Source organism: Nocardia vaccinii NBRC 15922, from assembly GCF_001613305.1.
In the GTDB taxonomy this organism is placed as follows: Bacteria; Actinomycetota; Actinomycetes; order Mycobacteriales; family Mycobacteriaceae; genus Nocardia; species Nocardia vaccinii.
This window is the reverse complement of sequence record NZ_BDCC01000059.1, coordinates 12,229-26,081: the sequence shown is the minus strand read 5'-3', so window position 1 is coordinate 26,081 and position 13,853 is coordinate 12,229. Positions and strand designations below refer to the sequence as shown.

Sequence of the window (13,853 nt, the reverse complement as noted above, 5' to 3'; positions counted from 1 at the left end):
CGGCCCGATTACAACGAGGGCCGATAGCCGTACTTGCTGCTACGGCTCAACGCGAATTCGAAGATGCCTGCCCCTCGGATGTCGCCGAGAGTGAAGGCACACAACCGGTCGGTCAGTGCCGAGTCGAGGGAGCGCGGAGTCACCGAGCCGTCGAGTCGATAGCGATCCGACTCGATCTGGTCGGCCCCCGACGAATCGCCATGATGGCCGCCGTAACCGGCACCGGCCATGAAGCCACCGCCGGCTCGTGCGTCGGCACGAACGAGGTACTTCTCCCCTGCTGCGGTTTCGACCTGGACCTCCCCTTCGACCAGATCCAGATCCGATGTGATGACCAGCGCATGCCGCACGTCCGTAATCGGATCCAGGCGGCCGTCCTCGTGCATGACCGCTCCCTCGAGAAGAAGCCGCTCGTGCGAGCGGGTTTCGACCAACAGGAAACCGATCGAGAACGTGGGGAACTGAGCTTGATACCAGATGTGCAGGCCTTGTCCGCCGGCCATGGTGCGCACGCCGCGGGACCGATCGCGCTGCCCGTACCATCCGTCGACCGACTGTGTCCGGCCGTCGATGGACAGGGTGCCCTGGTAGCGGCCCGACTGGAAGAGGTGGTCGAACGAGGTCCGCTGCGCGGATGCGTTCGTGACCGCGATCTCCCCGAACCAGGCGGATGTTCGCGCCCGCCAGGTCAGGTCGAATTCGGTGCCGATCTCGTTGGGGCCCAGGCGAAGCCGCCACCGCCCGTTCGGCTCGAGCAACTCGAAACGGAAGGGGCCGGCACCGTCACGGTCGGTGCCGCTGAGTCGGCTCGAGAAGCGCAGATTGCGCTGCTCGTGCTCATCACTCACGATCACATAACCGTCGACCGTGTCCTTGGGCGGGTAGATCCCGAAGCCCATGATGACCGACGGTGGGGTGGCATCGACCGGATGCAGATTGAACATGAGCCGATCGAAGAAGCCGACCGGGAGGTCGGTGACTTCAGTGCCGACGAGCGGATCGTGGAAGGTGGTGCCGGATGTGTCGGCCATCGAAACTCCTTGTGGTTCAGGCGCGCTGCGCCCCGTCGTGCGTGACTACAGGGCCCGCGCTCCGGCACCCGCCAGGCCCGCCGCGTGCCGTGCGTCGTCGAGAAAGCTCAGCACCAATGTGGGATCGGAGTAGTAGGGATCGCCGATGCCATCGAGAACACGCCGGCGGCTGTACTCGTACAGAACGGCGAGCTTCCACAGCGCAAGTGTCGTGTACCAGGCGAGATTGTCCAGATTACGCCCGGTACGCTCGCGGTATCGCTGCGCGAGTTCGGATGTGGACGGATATCCGGGTTCGAGCATCGCGGCACTCAGGGCGGCGGTCGGATTCATCGCCCGGCCCGGTTCGGGGACCGTCGCCAAGAGGTAACCGACGTCGAGCAACGGATCGCCGATGGTGGCGAGTTCCCAATCCAGAACTGCGGCGATACGTCCGGGTGTAGTCGGTTCGAGGACGACATTCCCGATCCGGAAATCGCAGTGAATGAGCGTCGCCCCGGATTCCGCGGGTGTGTTCGCCTCGAGCCAGGCATCGACGTCGGCGAACTCCGGCGGCGGATTTCCGGCATCGTCAGCGACGAGGCGGCGCATCCGCCGAAGGTGCCGGGCGTTGAACCCCTCCGGGCGTCCCAGCTGCCCGAGACCGACTGCCCGCCAATCCACGTCGTGAAGTTCGGCGAGCGTGTCGATCATGCTGTAGCCGACGGCGCGGCGTTGATCGGGCGTGTCGAGCGGCGCGGGGGTGCGGGTCGTCACGACGGGCCCCTCGGCGAAACTCATCACGTAGAAGGGAACGTCGAGCACCTCGCCCTCCTCTGCCACGGCGAGGACCTCGGGCACCGGCACACCGGTCGCGGACAACGCCCGCAGCAGCTTCGCTTCCCGGAGCATGTCGTTGGCTCCCGGGGGGATCGGCGGTGGCGGCGGGCGCCGCACGACCACACTCGAGGTGCCGTCACCGACCAGATAGGTCAGGTTGGAGTGCCCGTCGCCGATGGCCCTGGTGGTTACCGGCTCCGCGAGTATCCCCCGGCTTCCCAGGAACTCTCCCAGCGCATGTCGTGTTTCCGGCGTCCAGTCCCAAGTCATCTCGGCCTCACCGACCGGTGAACTGGGGCGCGCGCTTCTCTTGGAAGGCCGCCAGCGCTTCGGGCATGTCCTCGGTCCTGGTGAGCAGGGCTTGACCGCGGTTCTCGAGCTCCAAAGCCGCCTCGTAGGAACCGATTTCAATATTGCGCTGGATCGCGCGCTTGGACATCCGTACCCCGCCGGGCGAGTTCTGCGCGATCAGCCGAGCCAGGGCGAGTGCTTCGTCGAGCAGTCGTTCCGAGGCGATCACACGGTTGACCAGGCCGATCCGCAACGCCTCGTCCGCCTCGACGATACGTGCGGTGTACCCGATCTCCGCGGCACGTGCCGGGCCGACGAGGCGCGTGAGGTTGAATGATGTCCCCAATTCACCGATCGACAGTCCTACCTTGACGAACGCCGCACTCATCTTCAGCGTCGGTGCCGCCAGGCGGATGTCGGCGGCCAGGGCAAGCGCCAGACCGCCTCCGGTCGCGGGTCCGTGGATGGCCGCGATCACCGGGAAGGGCAGGTGCCGGATGGATTGGATGCCGCCGGTGGCGGTTTCCTGGAACTTCAGGAACTCCCGCACACCCATCTCGGTGATCACGTGGATCTCGTTCAGGTCGAATCCTGCGCAGAAGGCTCGATCACCCGCGCCGGTGAGGATCAGCGCACGTAAACCGCTGTCGCGCAGGGCTCGTCCCGCCGACAGGTACTCGTGGAACATGGTGACGGTTTGCGAGTTCATCCGGTCGGGCCGGTTCATTCTCAGAATGCCGACTCCGGGTTCGGATTCTTCGAAGGTCAAAGTCCGCAGCTCGGGAAAATCAATGGTCATGTCGTGGCCTCGCCTCGCCTCGTATCGGTCGGCAGTGTTATTTGCCCTGAAAGACGGGCGTGCGCTTTTCCTTGAAGGCGTTGAGCGCCTCGGACATGTCCGGACTGCGGGTCAGCAGGGCCTGCCCGCGGTTTTCCAGCTCGATGGCAGCCGCATAGGAGCCGACCTCGAGATTGGCCTGCAGGGCCCGCTTGGACAGCTGCACTCCGCCGGGTGAGTTCGCGACGATCTGTTCGGCCAGCGCGAGCGAATCCGCCAGCACATCACCCGTGCCGACCGAGTTGACGATCCCCAGTTCCGCAGCCTCGGTAGCGTCGACAACCCTTCCGGTGAAGCAGATTTCGCTCGTCTTCGCTGGTCCGATCAGGCGGGTGAGCAGCCATGACGTCCCGAGATCGCCAGCGGATAAGCCGATGCGCACGAATGCGGCGTTGAACTTCGCCGCCGGGCCCGCAAGGCGAATATCGGCGGCGAGCGCCAATGCCAGACCGCCGCCCGCAGCGGGGCCGTTCACCGCGGCGATGACGGGGACACGCAGCGAGCGGATGGCAGTCAGGGCCCGCGCGGCGCGCTCCTGTTGATCCAGCATCCCCAACGCACCCAGATTCGGTAGGTCGTCGGCATCGGCGAGGTCGTAGCCCGAGCAGAACGCCTTTCCTGTGCCGGTCACGACGACCACGCGGCACGAGTCCTCGGTTTCCAGGCCCCAGGCCAGCCGCTCCAGTTCGACGAACATGGTGTTCGTCATCGCGTTGTAGCGGTCGGGACGGTTCAAGGTGACCACGACGATGCCCGGCTTCGCCTCCTCGGCGAGCAGGGTTTCGAAAGGTTCTTCCAGCGTTTTCATGCGGGCTCCTGAGACAAAGCGGACCGGTAGCGGCGAGGTCGAGGCTCAACGGAAATGCGGCTGGCGCTTCTCGACGAAAGCACTGATGCCCTCGGCGGCCTCCCCGTCCTCGAACAGCGCTTGGATCTGTTCGACCTCGTAGCGCGCCCCGTCCTCGAGCGGCAGGTCGAAAGCCACGTCGATCGTGCGGACTACGGAGAGCTGGGCCGGCAACGAGGGGCCGAGCAGTTCGTGCGCGAATGCCTCGGCGGCCTCGGTGACGTCAGCGTCGGTGAGCCGGTCCACCAAGCCGATCCGGTAGGCCTCCTCCGCGTCCACCTGGCGAGCGGTGAGCATGATGTCCAATGCTCGGCCCCGTCCGACCAGCTTCGGCAGTCTCTGCGTACCTCCGGCACCCGGGATCAACCCGAGTTTCACCTCCGGCAGTCCGAATCGGCCCGCGGGACCCGCGACTCGCAGTGTGCATGCCATCGCGAGTTCGAGTCCGCCACCCAGCGCGACCCCGTCGATCGCGGCGATGGAGATCCACGGCGCCGCGGCCAGTCGATCGTTGACCGCACGCATCTTGTCGCCATAGGCCGTGAAGGACTCGGAGTCGATCGTCGACAGGTGTTTGATGTCGGCGCCCGCGGCGAAGAATCCCGGCACCGCGGAGCGGACCACCATGACCTTGACGTCGCCCGCCTTCTCCGCGGCGTCCATCGCCAAGTGCATGCCGTCCAGCAGAGGAAGCCCCAGGGCGTTGGCGGGCGGGCGCTGCAGCGTCACCTCCGTGATGCCCGGCTCCACCGATTTCCAGATGACCACATCCTGCGCCCGCTCTGCCACGTCGATCCTCGCATTCAGCAACTCGTCGACACCGCTGCGGCCGACTTTCTCTCATTGGAAACTATCCAGCCCACAGCAATAAGTCAACCATTATTTTGGTATGACCAAAGACCTGCATTGCTACCGGCTCCGGCGAACTCGCATGGCGAGACTCTTTACTGATAGATTAGGTACGACCAAATACATAGAAAGCAGGTAACGATGCCCGAGTCGCCCTCGTCGAGCACGGTTGCGCGACACCCGGTTCAATTGCAGCCGATGCAGGTGCCCAAAGCGTCCGATGTGCTGGCGAACGACCTTCGCGAGCGCATCCTGCGCGGGGAATTCCCATCGGGCACCGCGTTGCCGCCCGAACGCGAATTGGTCACTCAGACGCAGATGAGTCGGACAACTGTCCGCGAAGCTCTCCGCATCCTCGAAGTACAGGGTCTGGTCGTCATCAAGACCGGCCGGTCCGGCGGCGCCTTCGTCCAGCAGCCCGGGGGCGCCTCGGTGGCCTCGTCGGTGAACCTGCTCATCCGCGGACAGCAACTGAAATTGTCCGACCTGCTGGAAACCCGTGAGGCGATCGAACCGGCCTGCGCGGCACTGGCGGCCAAATATCGCACCGACGACGACATCGCCGCCCTGGAAGCGGCCAACAAGAAGCTGGGCGACCTCGCCATCCCGCTCGAGGAATTTTTGCAGGCGAACGTCGACTGGCACCTCGCGGTGGCCACCGCCAGTCACAACGAACTGCTGACCGGCTTCATGACCGCGTTGTCGACAGCCATCTACAGCTCGACCGAGAACACCGCGTTCGTCGACGAGGCGGTGCGCCAGACCACCTGCCGGGCACACAAGACGATCACCGACGCCATCCGTGCGGGCGACTCCACCGCAGCGACGCGACGCATGACCAAACACGTCCACGGCTATGCCGAGGCCGTCGTCCAGGTCGAGGAACGGACCGAAATCGAACTGCACGATGCCTGAGGCCACAACTCACACCGGCACCGTATCCGCGAGGTGGACACGTAGACCGGCGAGGATCTCGGAGTTGATCGCACGCGTCTCCTGATCGCTCAAGCCCCACGGCGGGGCAATCAGGTCGAGGTGGTCGAAGCCCGCGGGAATTCGCGCGAGGGCCGCTGGGAACTCCGCGGGGCGGCAGGCGATGGCAATGGTGTCGATCATGTCGTCGGTGACGGCTCCGATCAGCGCCTCGGTGTCGCGATCCCGGGCTGCCCGGCGGATCTTTTCCTGCTCCGCACTCCATCCGTGCAGGGCGAACAGCCGATCGTAGACCCGGGACGCAGCGTACTGCCCGATGGCATAAGCAGCTTGGCGCCGCGCCAGATCCACATCGTCGTCGATCGCGCACATCCGGATACCCATGATCGTCACCTCGGCCGGATCGCGGCCCGAAATCGCTGCGCCGGCAGCGATTTCGTCCGCGACCGGCCCTCGAACATAGTCGGTCGTGAACATCGGATGGCCAACGAGCCCGTCGGCGAGTTCGCCGGCGGTGCGCAGCATCAGCTTGTTGACGCCGGCTATCCAGATCGGGATCTCGGCCCGGATCGGTTCCGGTACATCCGACGTGGGCGAGATGTGCACATGGTAGAAGCGCCCGTCGTGATGAACCGGCCCCTCGTGCAGGCGCCACAGCGCCTTGAGGACGGTGAGCAGTTCGGCCATTCGCGCGGCCGGTGCCTCGCCGGGCACCCCGTGCCAAGCCTCCATCATCTTCGGGGTGCCGTTGCCGATGCCGAGAATGATTCGGCCGCCGGACAATTCGTCGAGGTCACGTGCTTCCGCCGCCCACATCAACGGGCTGCGACCGACGCCGTAGGCGATATTCGATCCGATCCGGATCGTGCTGGTCCCGGCCGCGAGCGCCGCCATCGGTACGGTAGCCGAGCGGCTGTAGAGCTCGCTCGTCCACACTGCAGCACACCCGATTTCCTCGGCCTCGCGCGCCAATTCGGTCATGGTCGCGAACCGCCGCGGCCCGCGGCCGACGCCGAACGCGTTGACCCCGAATGTCGTCATCCCGGTGATCCTCCGATGTGTCAGGCTCGCCGCGGAAAACGGTCGAACTCCGGTCGTCGTTTCGCTTTGAATGCCTCGCGACCTTCTTTGGCCTCCTCGGTCGCGTAGAACAGCAGATTCGTATCGTGCGCGAGCTGCTGAATTCCGGCCAGGCCGTCCTCGGCCGCGTGGAAGCTGGCCTTCATCAGCCGAAGCGCCATCGGTGACAATTCCATCATCCGGCGGCACCACGTGAGCGTTTCCGACTCGAGGCCGGCGAGCGGCACGACGGTGTTGACCAGTCCCATCTCGAGGGCCTCGGCGGCATCGTATTGCCGGCAGAGGAACCAGATCTCCTTGGCCTTGCGTACGCCGACCATATCGGCCAGCAGGCCGGCGCCGAAGCCGCCGTCGAACGAGCCGACCTTGGGACCCACCTGTCCCAGGCGTGCGTTGTCGGCGGCGATGGTTAGGTCGCAAACGATCTGTAGCACATGCCCGCCGCCGACGGCGTATCCGGCCACCATCGCCACGACCGGCTTCGGTAGCCGGCGGATCTGCACCTGCAGGTCCGTGACGTGAAAGCGGCCGACCGCAGCCGGATTTCCCGGATCGGTGAGGTAGCCGGTGTCGCCGCGGACGCGCTGGTCGCCTCCGGAGCAGAACGCCTTGTCACCTTCGCCCGTCAAGATGATCACACCGATCGATGGATCCTCCCGGGCATGAGTGAGCGCATCGGAGATCTCCACCAATGTCTGCGGCCGGAAGGCATTGTGGACCTCGGGTCTACAGATTGTGATCTTGGCAATGCCGTCAGCTGTGCGGGAGTAGTCGACGTCCTCGTAGCGCCGGACCGTCGACCACTCCCCCATGCCGCCACCCACCGTGTCGTCACCCACAGGTGCGCTCACGCCATGGTCAGGCCGCCACTGACCGACAGTGTCTGGCCGGTGATGTAGCCGGTCTCGTCGGAGGCGAAAAACGCTACGGCAGCGGCGATATCGGACGGCAGCGCCAGCCGCTTCATCGGTACTGCGCGGGTCATACCGCCCAGCACCTTGTCGGCATCCTGACCCGAGTTGTCAGCGAACTTGCGCAGCGCAGGGGTGTCGGTGGGGCCGGGGCATACGGTGTTGACGGTGACCCCCTTGGTGGCAACCTCGCGGGCGAGGGTCTTGGTGAAGGCGATAATGCCGCCCTTGGCACCCGAGTACACGGCCTCGAGCGAGGATCCGACTCGTCCCGCATCCGAGCCGATGTTGATCACGCGCCCGAAGCCGCGCTCGATCATGCCCGGCACCACCGTGTGGTTGACGCGCAGCGCGCCCTTGAAGTTGATGTCGAGGATCTTGTCCCAGAACGCTTCGTCGGTGTCGAGGAACTTCATGAAGTCGTCCCAGCCGGCGTTGTTGACCGCGATTTCGACCGGGCCGAGGGTCTCGGTGACCTGCTGGACGGCCTCCTGCACCGAGGCGGTGTCGGTGACGTCGATCGGCACCGCGATCGCCTGACCGCCGGCCGCGACGATCTCCTTCGCCGTCTGCTGTGCCACTTCGTAATTCAGGTCGGCGACCGCGACGCGGAAGCCGGCCGCGCCGAGTCTGCGCGAGATGCCCTCGCCAATTCCCTGTGCGCCGCCGGTGACGAGCGCTACGCGATTACTCACGGGTGTCAATTCCTTTCGAGACAGTGGTTCGATGGGTTCAGGATGCGAGGCGGGCTGCGCTCGCTAGTTCGTCCCGGAATTCCGGCGCCGCGATGTCGATCAGACGGCGGCGGCGCTCCGCCAGCGGTTGGCCGCGCAGGTGCGCGACACCGTGCTCGGTGACCACGCAGTCGACGTCGGCGCGCGCGGTGGTAACCACACCTTCGTCGAGGCCGAACTTGATCGACGAACGTCCACGCATCGTCGACCGGAGCGCGATGATCGATCGTTTGCCGGTCAGCGCGGCGGCGCGGGCGAAGTCCACCTGGCCGCCGACCGCGCCGAGATAGGTGCCCCGGCTCATCTCCGCGCCGACTTGCCCAGTGAGGTCCACCTCGATCGCGAAATTGACCGCGACCAGCGAGCTGAGCGTCGAAAGCACTTGCGGCGCATGGGTATAACTGGTAGGTCGGAACAGCACCGGAAGGTCGCCGATTCGGGAGTACATGTCGGCCGATCCCAATGCCGTCCCGGCGACAGAGAGCCCGATGTCAATCTGTTTGCGGTCACCGGTGATGACGCCCTTGTCGATGAGCGCGAGCACTCCATCGGTAATCATTCCGGTATGCACGCCGAGATCGCGGTGTCCGGCCAGCGCGGCGAAAACCGCCGCCCCCATGGAGCCGATGCCGACCTGCAGGGTGTCGCCGTCGTCGATCAGTTCGGCGATACGACCCGCGATCACCCGGTCGAGATCGCCGGTGGGCCGACGCTCCTCCTGTTGCAGCGGCCGATCGGTCTCGAGGGTGGCCGCGAAGCGGCGCAACGGAATTCGCGGTGATCCGGGGACCGCGGGCATCTGCTTGTTGATCTCGGCGAACAACAGCGAGGTATGCGCAATGGCGTCGGCCATGTAGTCGACGCCGATCCCCAGTGAGCACGTGCCGTCCCGGTCCGGCGGCGACACTTGGAGCAGACCGGCGTCGCACGGCAGCCGGTGCTCGGCGAACATCCGCGGCAGCGCCGAGTAATGGCAGGGGACGACCTCGAGCCGGTCGGTCGCGCCGAGCTCGCGCAACGCGCCCAGGCCGCCGTAGGAAACCATCGTGTCGGTGGGCGACATCGATTGCGCCAGTTGATCATTCCAGCTGAGGCCGGTGAACAGGCGCAGCGGACCGAGTTCGGACGCCTGCTCGAGCAGTCGATCGACCAATGGGCGCGGCTCCGCGGCGGCCTGGCTCCACCAGACCCCCATTCCCGGCCGCAGCAACTCGCCGAAGTCGAGCATCAGTCCACCCGCTCGATAAGGGTCCCGGTGCCCAGTCCGCCGCCGCAGCACATGGTCACCAGGCCGAGGTGGCTGTCGCGCCGCTCCAACTCGGCGAGGATCGTCGCGATCAGCCGCGAGCCGGTGGCGCCGACGGCGTGGCCGAGTGCGATCGCACCGCCGTTCACGTTGACTCGGTCCATATCGGGCTTCAACTCCCGCTGCCATGCGAGCACAACCGACGAGAACGCCTCGTTGACCTCGAAGAGGTCGATGTCGGCGACGCCGAGACCGTTGCGCTCCAGCAATTTGTGTGTGGCGGGGATCGGTCCTGTGAGCATGATGATCGGATCGACACCAACAGTGGTCTGATCGGCGATTCGCGCGCGGATGCGCAGACCGTGGCGTTCGGCAGCCGCACGTGTGCACAGCAGTACCGCCGCGGCGCTGTCGCAGATCGGGCTCGAGGTGCCCGCGGTGATCCGGCCGTTCTCGCGGCGGAAGACGGGGGCGAGGTTCGCCAGCGTCTCGAGCGAGGTGCCCGGCCGGACCGTTTGGTCTCCGGTACGGGTCTCGCCGTCGAGTTCCATCTTCACCATCTCGGCGTCGAAGCGGCCTGCGGCGATGGCCTCGGTCGCGAGCGCATGCGACCGCACCGCGAACTCGTCCATCTCCGTTCGTGAAATATCCCAGCGCTCCGCGATCAGTTCCGCGCTCTCACCCTGAGTGACGAAGTCGTACCGCTCGCGCAAAGCGGCGGGCCACGGATCCCCGTAGAGCTCGCTGATCTTGGCGGGAGAATTCATCGGCACATGCCCCATATGCTCGACGCCACCAGCGATGACGACATCGTGCACACCTGAAGCCACCAGCGCGGCAGCAAAATTCACCGCGGTTTGCGCCGATCCGCACCGGCGATCCAGCGTCGTCGCGGGAACCTCCGCCGGATATCCGGCCTGCAGCCAGGCATTGCGCCCGATGTTTCGCGATTGCTCACCGAAGGGTGCGGTACACCCGATGATCAGGTCCTCCACCATGGCAGGGTCGATTCCAGTGCGCCCGACCAGATCCTGGTAGCACGACGCCAGCATCGCATTGGGATGGATGTCGCGGAACCACCCCTTCTCGGGATGGGATTTGCCGATCGGGGTGCGCACCGCCTCGGCTATGACGACCTCGCGACCGGCGGTCGCGAACGGGCCCGACACTTGTGCGCTCATCAGATCACCGTCCCGCCGTCGACGGGCAGCACCTGGCCGGTGATGTAGCCGGCGGCCGCAGAGGCCAAGAACACGAAGGTGGGAGCGATCTCGTCGGGATATGCCCAGCGTCCCAACGGGATTCGCGCCAGCGTCTTCGTCGCGAGCTTTTCGTTGCTGCGAATGTTCTCGGTCATCGCGGTGGCGGCCAGCGGTGCTACCGCGTTCACGGTCACCGACTGCTTGGCCAGCTCACGCGCGAGCGATTTGGTCAAACCGATGATCGCAGCCTTGGCTGCGCCGTAATTGGCTTGGCCGATCGTGCCGGTAAGCCCGGCAGCGGAGGTCACGTTGATGATGCGACCGGTTCCGTCGGCGGGCAGGTAGTCCAGGGCGGCGTGGCTGCAGTGGTAGCTGCCCATGAGATGAGTGTCGAGAACCTTGCGGAATTTGGCCTCGTCCATCTTCGGGAACATCGCAGGAGCGATCACACCCGCGTTGTTCACGAGGATGTTGAGCTTTCCGTCACCGAGCCGGGCGGCGGCGGCAACCGCGTGGCGGGCGTTGTCGCCCTCGCACACATCGAGGGTGAACGGTTCGGCGACACCGCCGGCTGCGGTGATTCGCTGGCTGACGGCCACGGCCGCGTCCTTGTCGATGTCGGTTACCAGCACGGCCGCGCCGGCTGCGGCGAAAGCCTCCGCGACCGCTGCGCCGACGCCACCACCGGCGCCGGTGACCAACGCGGTCCGGCCGTCCAGGCGGAAGGCTTCGACGCCGGAGGGACTCTTGGCTGTCTGATCGGTCATCAGTAGCTCCTCGGGAGGCCGAGTACGTGGGAGCCGAGATAGTTCAGGATCATTTCCTGACTGATCGGCGCGATGCGGGTCAGGCGCGCTTCCCGGAAGTATCGGGACACGTTGTACTCCTCGGAGTAGCCCATGCCGCCGTGGGTCTGCAGCGCGCGGTCGGCGGCCTCGAAGCCGGCGTCGGCGCACAGATATTTGGCCGTATTCGCCTCGCGCCCACAGGGTTTGCCGTTGTCGTAAAGCCAGGTGGCCTTGCGCAGCATCAGTTCCGCGGCATCGAGACGGGCCAGCGAATCCGCGAGGGGAAATTGAATGCCCTGGTTCTTGCCGATCTGGCGACCGAACACCTCGCGGTCGTTGCCGTACCGGACACCAGCACGCAGGGCGGCGCGGCCGATTCCGAGCGCTTCGGCGGCCACCAGCATCCGCTCGGGGTTGAGGCCGTCGAGGATGTAGGTGAAGCCCTTGCCCTCCTCGCCGACCCGGTCCTCGACGGGAATCTCCAGGTTGTCGATGAACAGCTCGTTGGAGGTCACCGCGTTGCGGCCCATCTTCTTGATGGGCCGGATGTCGACCTTGTCGCGGTCCAGATCGGTGAGGAACAATGTCATACCGTCGGTCTTGCGCGGGGAATCCTCGAACTTCTGCGTGCGGGTCAGCAGCAGAATCTTCTCCGACTCCACCGCCTTGGAGATCCAGACCTTGCGCCCGTTGACGATGTACTTGTCCCCCTCGCGCTTGGCGAAGGTGGTGATCTTGGTGGTGTCGAGACCGGCGCCCGGCTCGGTGACACCGAAGCAGACGTGCAGATCACCGCTGACGATGCGGGGCAGGGTTCGCTGCTTGAGTTCTTCACTGCCGTGCACGATCACCGGGTGCATGCCGAAGATCGACAGGTGCATCGAGCTGGCGCCGTTCATGCCGGCACCGGACGCCGCCACCTGCTCGAGCAGGATCGATGCCTCGGTTATCCCGTAGCCGTACCCGCCGTACTCCTCTGGAGTGGTGATGCCCAGCCACCCACCCTGGGCGAAGGCGTTGTAGAACTCCGTCGGGAATTCGTGCTTCTCGTCCTTGTCCTGCCAGTACCGATCGTCGAATTTGGCGGCCAGCTCCGCGACCGCGTCACGAATCGTGAGCTGGTCCTCTGTCAGTTGGAAATCCACGCCCGTACTCCATCCATCAACTAAGACAACTATAACAATGGACTGACCAAATATTGCAACGATGTCAGCCCGCGGCAACCGGCTTGTCGAGCAGCGCGGCCGCGATCTGCTCGTTCCAGGCTCGCGGCCCGCCGTAGAGAACGCGGTCGAGTTTGGCGCGCTTGTAGTACCGGTGCAGGTCGTGTTCCCACGTGTAGCCGATCGCGCCGTGGACGGTTAGCGCAGATTCCGCAAGCTCGGCCACCGTGCTGGTCACTTGAGCCTTGGCGACGGCCGCGATCGTCGGGGCTTGGTCGACTTCGGCGTCGATGGCGGCAGCGGCGTACAGCGCTGTCGAATAGGAGGCCTCGACCGTCACCAGCATCTGCGCGGCCGCGTGCTTGACCGCCTGAAACGACCCGATGAACCGGCCGAATTGCTTGCGCTGCTTGCTGTAATCGACGGCGAGTTCGAGCATGCGCTCGGCGCTACCGAGCGCATCGGCGGCTACCAGTACGGCCGCACGGTTCGCGGTCCGAGTCAGCAATGATTCGTCATCCGCGACGATCTCGATGATCGGAGCCTTCACGAACTCGACGGTCCCGGCGGCGCGCGAGCGGTCGAGCAGATCGTCGCGCCCGACGACGGCGTCCGATGCCGACACTCGCGCCAGGCCCGGCCCGTCAGGACCGGTCACCGGAACGACGAAGACATCCGCTTCGCCGGCACCGAGAACGTGGGGGACCGTGCCGGTCAGGCGATCGTCCGCGGTGACCAGCGGCGCCCACGCAGGGTGCCGGTCGGCACGAATCGCCGCAACGAATCGCCGGTGGCCGGCAAGCTGCTCCCCCAGTTCCCGCTCGGTCAGCAGGGGTGCGACCAGCGCGGCCGCCAACCACCGCGAGTCGGGCACCCCGGACCGCCCGAATTCCCGTGCGGCCAGCGCCAATTCGAGCACACCACCCCCCTCGCCGGAGTTCTCCTCCGGATAGCCGACACCCCACCAGCCGTCCTTGATCAGCTCGTCGGTGAATCGGCTCGTTTCGCCGTCGGACTGCAACTTTCGGATGGTCTCGGTGGGGAATTTCGCGGCAATCCACTCGCGCAGGGATGCGGCGAACAGTTCCTGCTCCTCGGACAGTTCCCAATGCATCGCTTCT

14 protein-coding genes are annotated in these 13,853 nt (G+C 65.7%); 1 reads left to right on the top strand and 13 read right to left on the bottom strand.

What is annotated here, in order from left to right; all coding sequences use genetic code 11:
* Nucleotides 1-8: 8 nt before the first annotated feature.
* From NV1_RS30990 to NV1_RS30970, 5 genes are read right to left on the bottom strand one after another with little or no spacing between them, the layout of a single operon-like run.
* On the bottom strand, nucleotides 9-1,031 hold the full coding sequence (locus tag NV1_RS30990) for an Rv3169 family protein (protein ID WP_067899473.1): 1,023 nt from the start codon (nucleotides 1,029-1,031) through the stop codon (nucleotides 9-11).
* A gap of 45 nt (nucleotides 1,032-1,076) precedes the next feature.
* Nucleotides 1,077-2,120 carry a phosphotransferase family protein gene (locus NV1_RS30985; RefSeq protein ID WP_067899470.1) on the bottom strand — a complete coding sequence of 348 codons (1,044 nt, stop codon included), beginning with the start codon at nucleotides 2,118-2,120 and terminating at the stop codon, nucleotides 1,077-1,079.
* A 7-nt stretch (nucleotides 2,121-2,127) separates the two neighbouring features.
* Nucleotides 2,128-2,940 carry an enoyl-CoA hydratase/isomerase family protein gene (locus tag NV1_RS30980; protein WP_067899468.1) on the bottom strand — a complete coding sequence of 271 codons (813 nt, stop codon included), beginning with the start codon at nucleotides 2,938-2,940 and terminating at the stop codon, nucleotides 2,128-2,130.
* 37 nt (nucleotides 2,941-2,977) lie between these two features.
* A complete protein-coding gene (locus tag NV1_RS30975; RefSeq protein ID WP_067899467.1) occupies nucleotides 2,978-3,787 on the bottom strand; it encodes an enoyl-CoA hydratase/isomerase family protein in 810 nt (269 codons plus the stop codon).
* Between the two features lie 45 nt (nucleotides 3,788-3,832).
* Nucleotides 3,833-4,615 carry an enoyl-CoA hydratase/isomerase family protein gene (locus tag NV1_RS30970; RefSeq protein ID WP_067899465.1) on the bottom strand — a complete coding sequence of 261 codons (783 nt, stop codon included), beginning with the start codon at nucleotides 4,613-4,615 and terminating at the stop codon, nucleotides 3,833-3,835.
* A gap of 258 nt (nucleotides 4,616-4,873) precedes the next feature.
* On the opposite strand from NV1_RS30970, the gene NV1_RS30965 reads away from it, so the two are divergent.
* Nucleotides 4,874-5,590, top strand: a complete 717-nt coding sequence (locus NV1_RS30965) for a FadR/GntR family transcriptional regulator (protein ID WP_067899462.1) — start codon at nucleotides 4,874-4,876, stop codon at nucleotides 5,588-5,590.
* Nucleotides 5,591-5,599: 9 nt separating this feature from the next.
* Here the strand turns inward: NV1_RS30965 and NV1_RS30960 are convergent, their stop codons facing one another.
* The 8 genes from NV1_RS30960 to NV1_RS30925 all read right to left on the bottom strand — a co-directional run bounded on the left by NV1_RS30960 (nucleotide 5,600) and on the right by NV1_RS30925 (nucleotide 13,846).
* Complete coding sequence (locus tag NV1_RS30960) at nucleotides 5,600-6,649, bottom strand: LLM class flavin-dependent oxidoreductase (protein ID WP_067899460.1); 1,050 nt, start codon at nucleotides 6,647-6,649, stop codon at nucleotides 5,600-5,602.
* A gap of 20 nt (nucleotides 6,650-6,669) precedes the next feature.
* Complete coding sequence (gene menB, locus NV1_RS30955; protein WP_067899668.1) at nucleotides 6,670-7,500, bottom strand: 1,4-dihydroxy-2-naphthoyl-CoA synthase; 831 nt, start codon at nucleotides 7,498-7,500, stop codon at nucleotides 6,670-6,672.
* Nucleotides 7,501-7,535: 35 nt separating this feature from the next.
* Nucleotides 7,536-8,294, bottom strand: coding sequence for an SDR family NAD(P)-dependent oxidoreductase (locus tag NV1_RS30950; protein ID WP_067899457.1), 759 nt, complete (start codon nucleotides 8,292-8,294; stop codon nucleotides 7,536-7,538).
* A 37-nt stretch (nucleotides 8,295-8,331) separates the two neighbouring features.
* Complete coding sequence (locus NV1_RS30945; protein WP_067899455.1) at nucleotides 8,332-9,561, bottom strand: acetyl-CoA hydrolase/transferase family protein; 1,230 nt, start codon at nucleotides 9,559-9,561, stop codon at nucleotides 8,332-8,334.
* Nucleotides 9,561-10,760, bottom strand: coding sequence for a thiolase family protein (locus NV1_RS30940; RefSeq protein ID WP_067899453.1), 1,200 nt, complete (start codon nucleotides 10,758-10,760; stop codon nucleotides 9,561-9,563). The genes NV1_RS30945 and NV1_RS30940 overlap by 1 nt, the downstream gene beginning before the upstream one ends.
* Nucleotides 10,760-11,548, bottom strand: a complete 789-nt coding sequence (locus tag NV1_RS30935) for an SDR family NAD(P)-dependent oxidoreductase (protein WP_067899451.1) — start codon at nucleotides 11,546-11,548, stop codon at nucleotides 10,760-10,762. Before NV1_RS30935 ends, NV1_RS30940 begins: the two co-directional genes overlap by 1 nt.
* Complete coding sequence (locus tag NV1_RS30930; protein WP_067899448.1) at nucleotides 11,548-12,714, bottom strand: acyl-CoA dehydrogenase family protein; 1,167 nt, start codon at nucleotides 12,712-12,714, stop codon at nucleotides 11,548-11,550. Before NV1_RS30930 ends, NV1_RS30935 begins: the two co-directional genes overlap by 1 nt.
* A gap of 64 nt (nucleotides 12,715-12,778) precedes the next feature.
* Nucleotides 12,779-13,846, bottom strand: a complete 1,068-nt coding sequence (locus NV1_RS30925; protein ID WP_067899445.1) for an acyl-CoA dehydrogenase family protein — start codon at nucleotides 13,844-13,846, stop codon at nucleotides 12,779-12,781.
* Nucleotides 13,847-13,853 lie beyond the last annotated feature (7 nt).

Bases quoted from the DNA above. Each gene is read 5' to 3' on its own strand.
- NV1_RS30990 (WP_067899473.1), bottom strand. From the start codon at position 1,031: ATGGCCGACACATCCGGCACCACCTTCCACGATCCGCTCGTCGGCACT.
- NV1_RS30985 (WP_067899470.1), bottom strand. From the start codon at position 2,120: ATGACTTGGGACTGGACGCCGGAAACACGACATGCGCTGGGAGAGTTC.
- NV1_RS30980 (WP_067899468.1), bottom strand. From the start codon at position 2,940: ATGACCATTGATTTTCCCGAGCTGCGGACTTTGACCTTCGAAGAATCC.
- NV1_RS30975 (WP_067899467.1), bottom strand. From the start codon at position 3,787: ATGAAAACGCTGGAAGAACCTTTCGAAACCCTGCTCGCCGAGGAGGCG.
- NV1_RS30965 (WP_067899462.1), top strand. From the start codon at position 4,874: ATGCAGGTGCCCAAAGCGTCCGATGTGCTGGCGAACGACCTTCGCGAG.
- NV1_RS30960 (WP_067899460.1), bottom strand. From the start codon at position 6,649: ATGACGACATTCGGGGTCAACGCGTTCGGCGTCGGCCGCGGGCCGCGG.
- menB (WP_067899668.1), bottom strand. From the start codon at position 7,500: ATGGGGGAGTGGTCGACGGTCCGGCGCTACGAGGACGTCGACTACTCC.
- NV1_RS30945 (WP_067899455.1), bottom strand. From the start codon at position 9,561: ATGCTCGACTTCGGCGAGTTGCTGCGGCCGGGAATGGGGGTCTGGTGG.
- NV1_RS30940 (WP_067899453.1), bottom strand. From the start codon at position 10,760: ATGAGCGCACAAGTGTCGGGCCCGTTCGCGACCGCCGGTCGCGAGGTC.
- NV1_RS30935 (WP_067899451.1), bottom strand. From the start codon at position 11,548: ATGACCGATCAGACAGCCAAGAGTCCCTCCGGCGTCGAAGCCTTCCGC.
- NV1_RS30925 (WP_067899445.1), bottom strand. From the start codon at position 13,846: ATGCATTGGGAACTGTCCGAGGAGCAGGAACTGTTCGCCGCATCCCTG.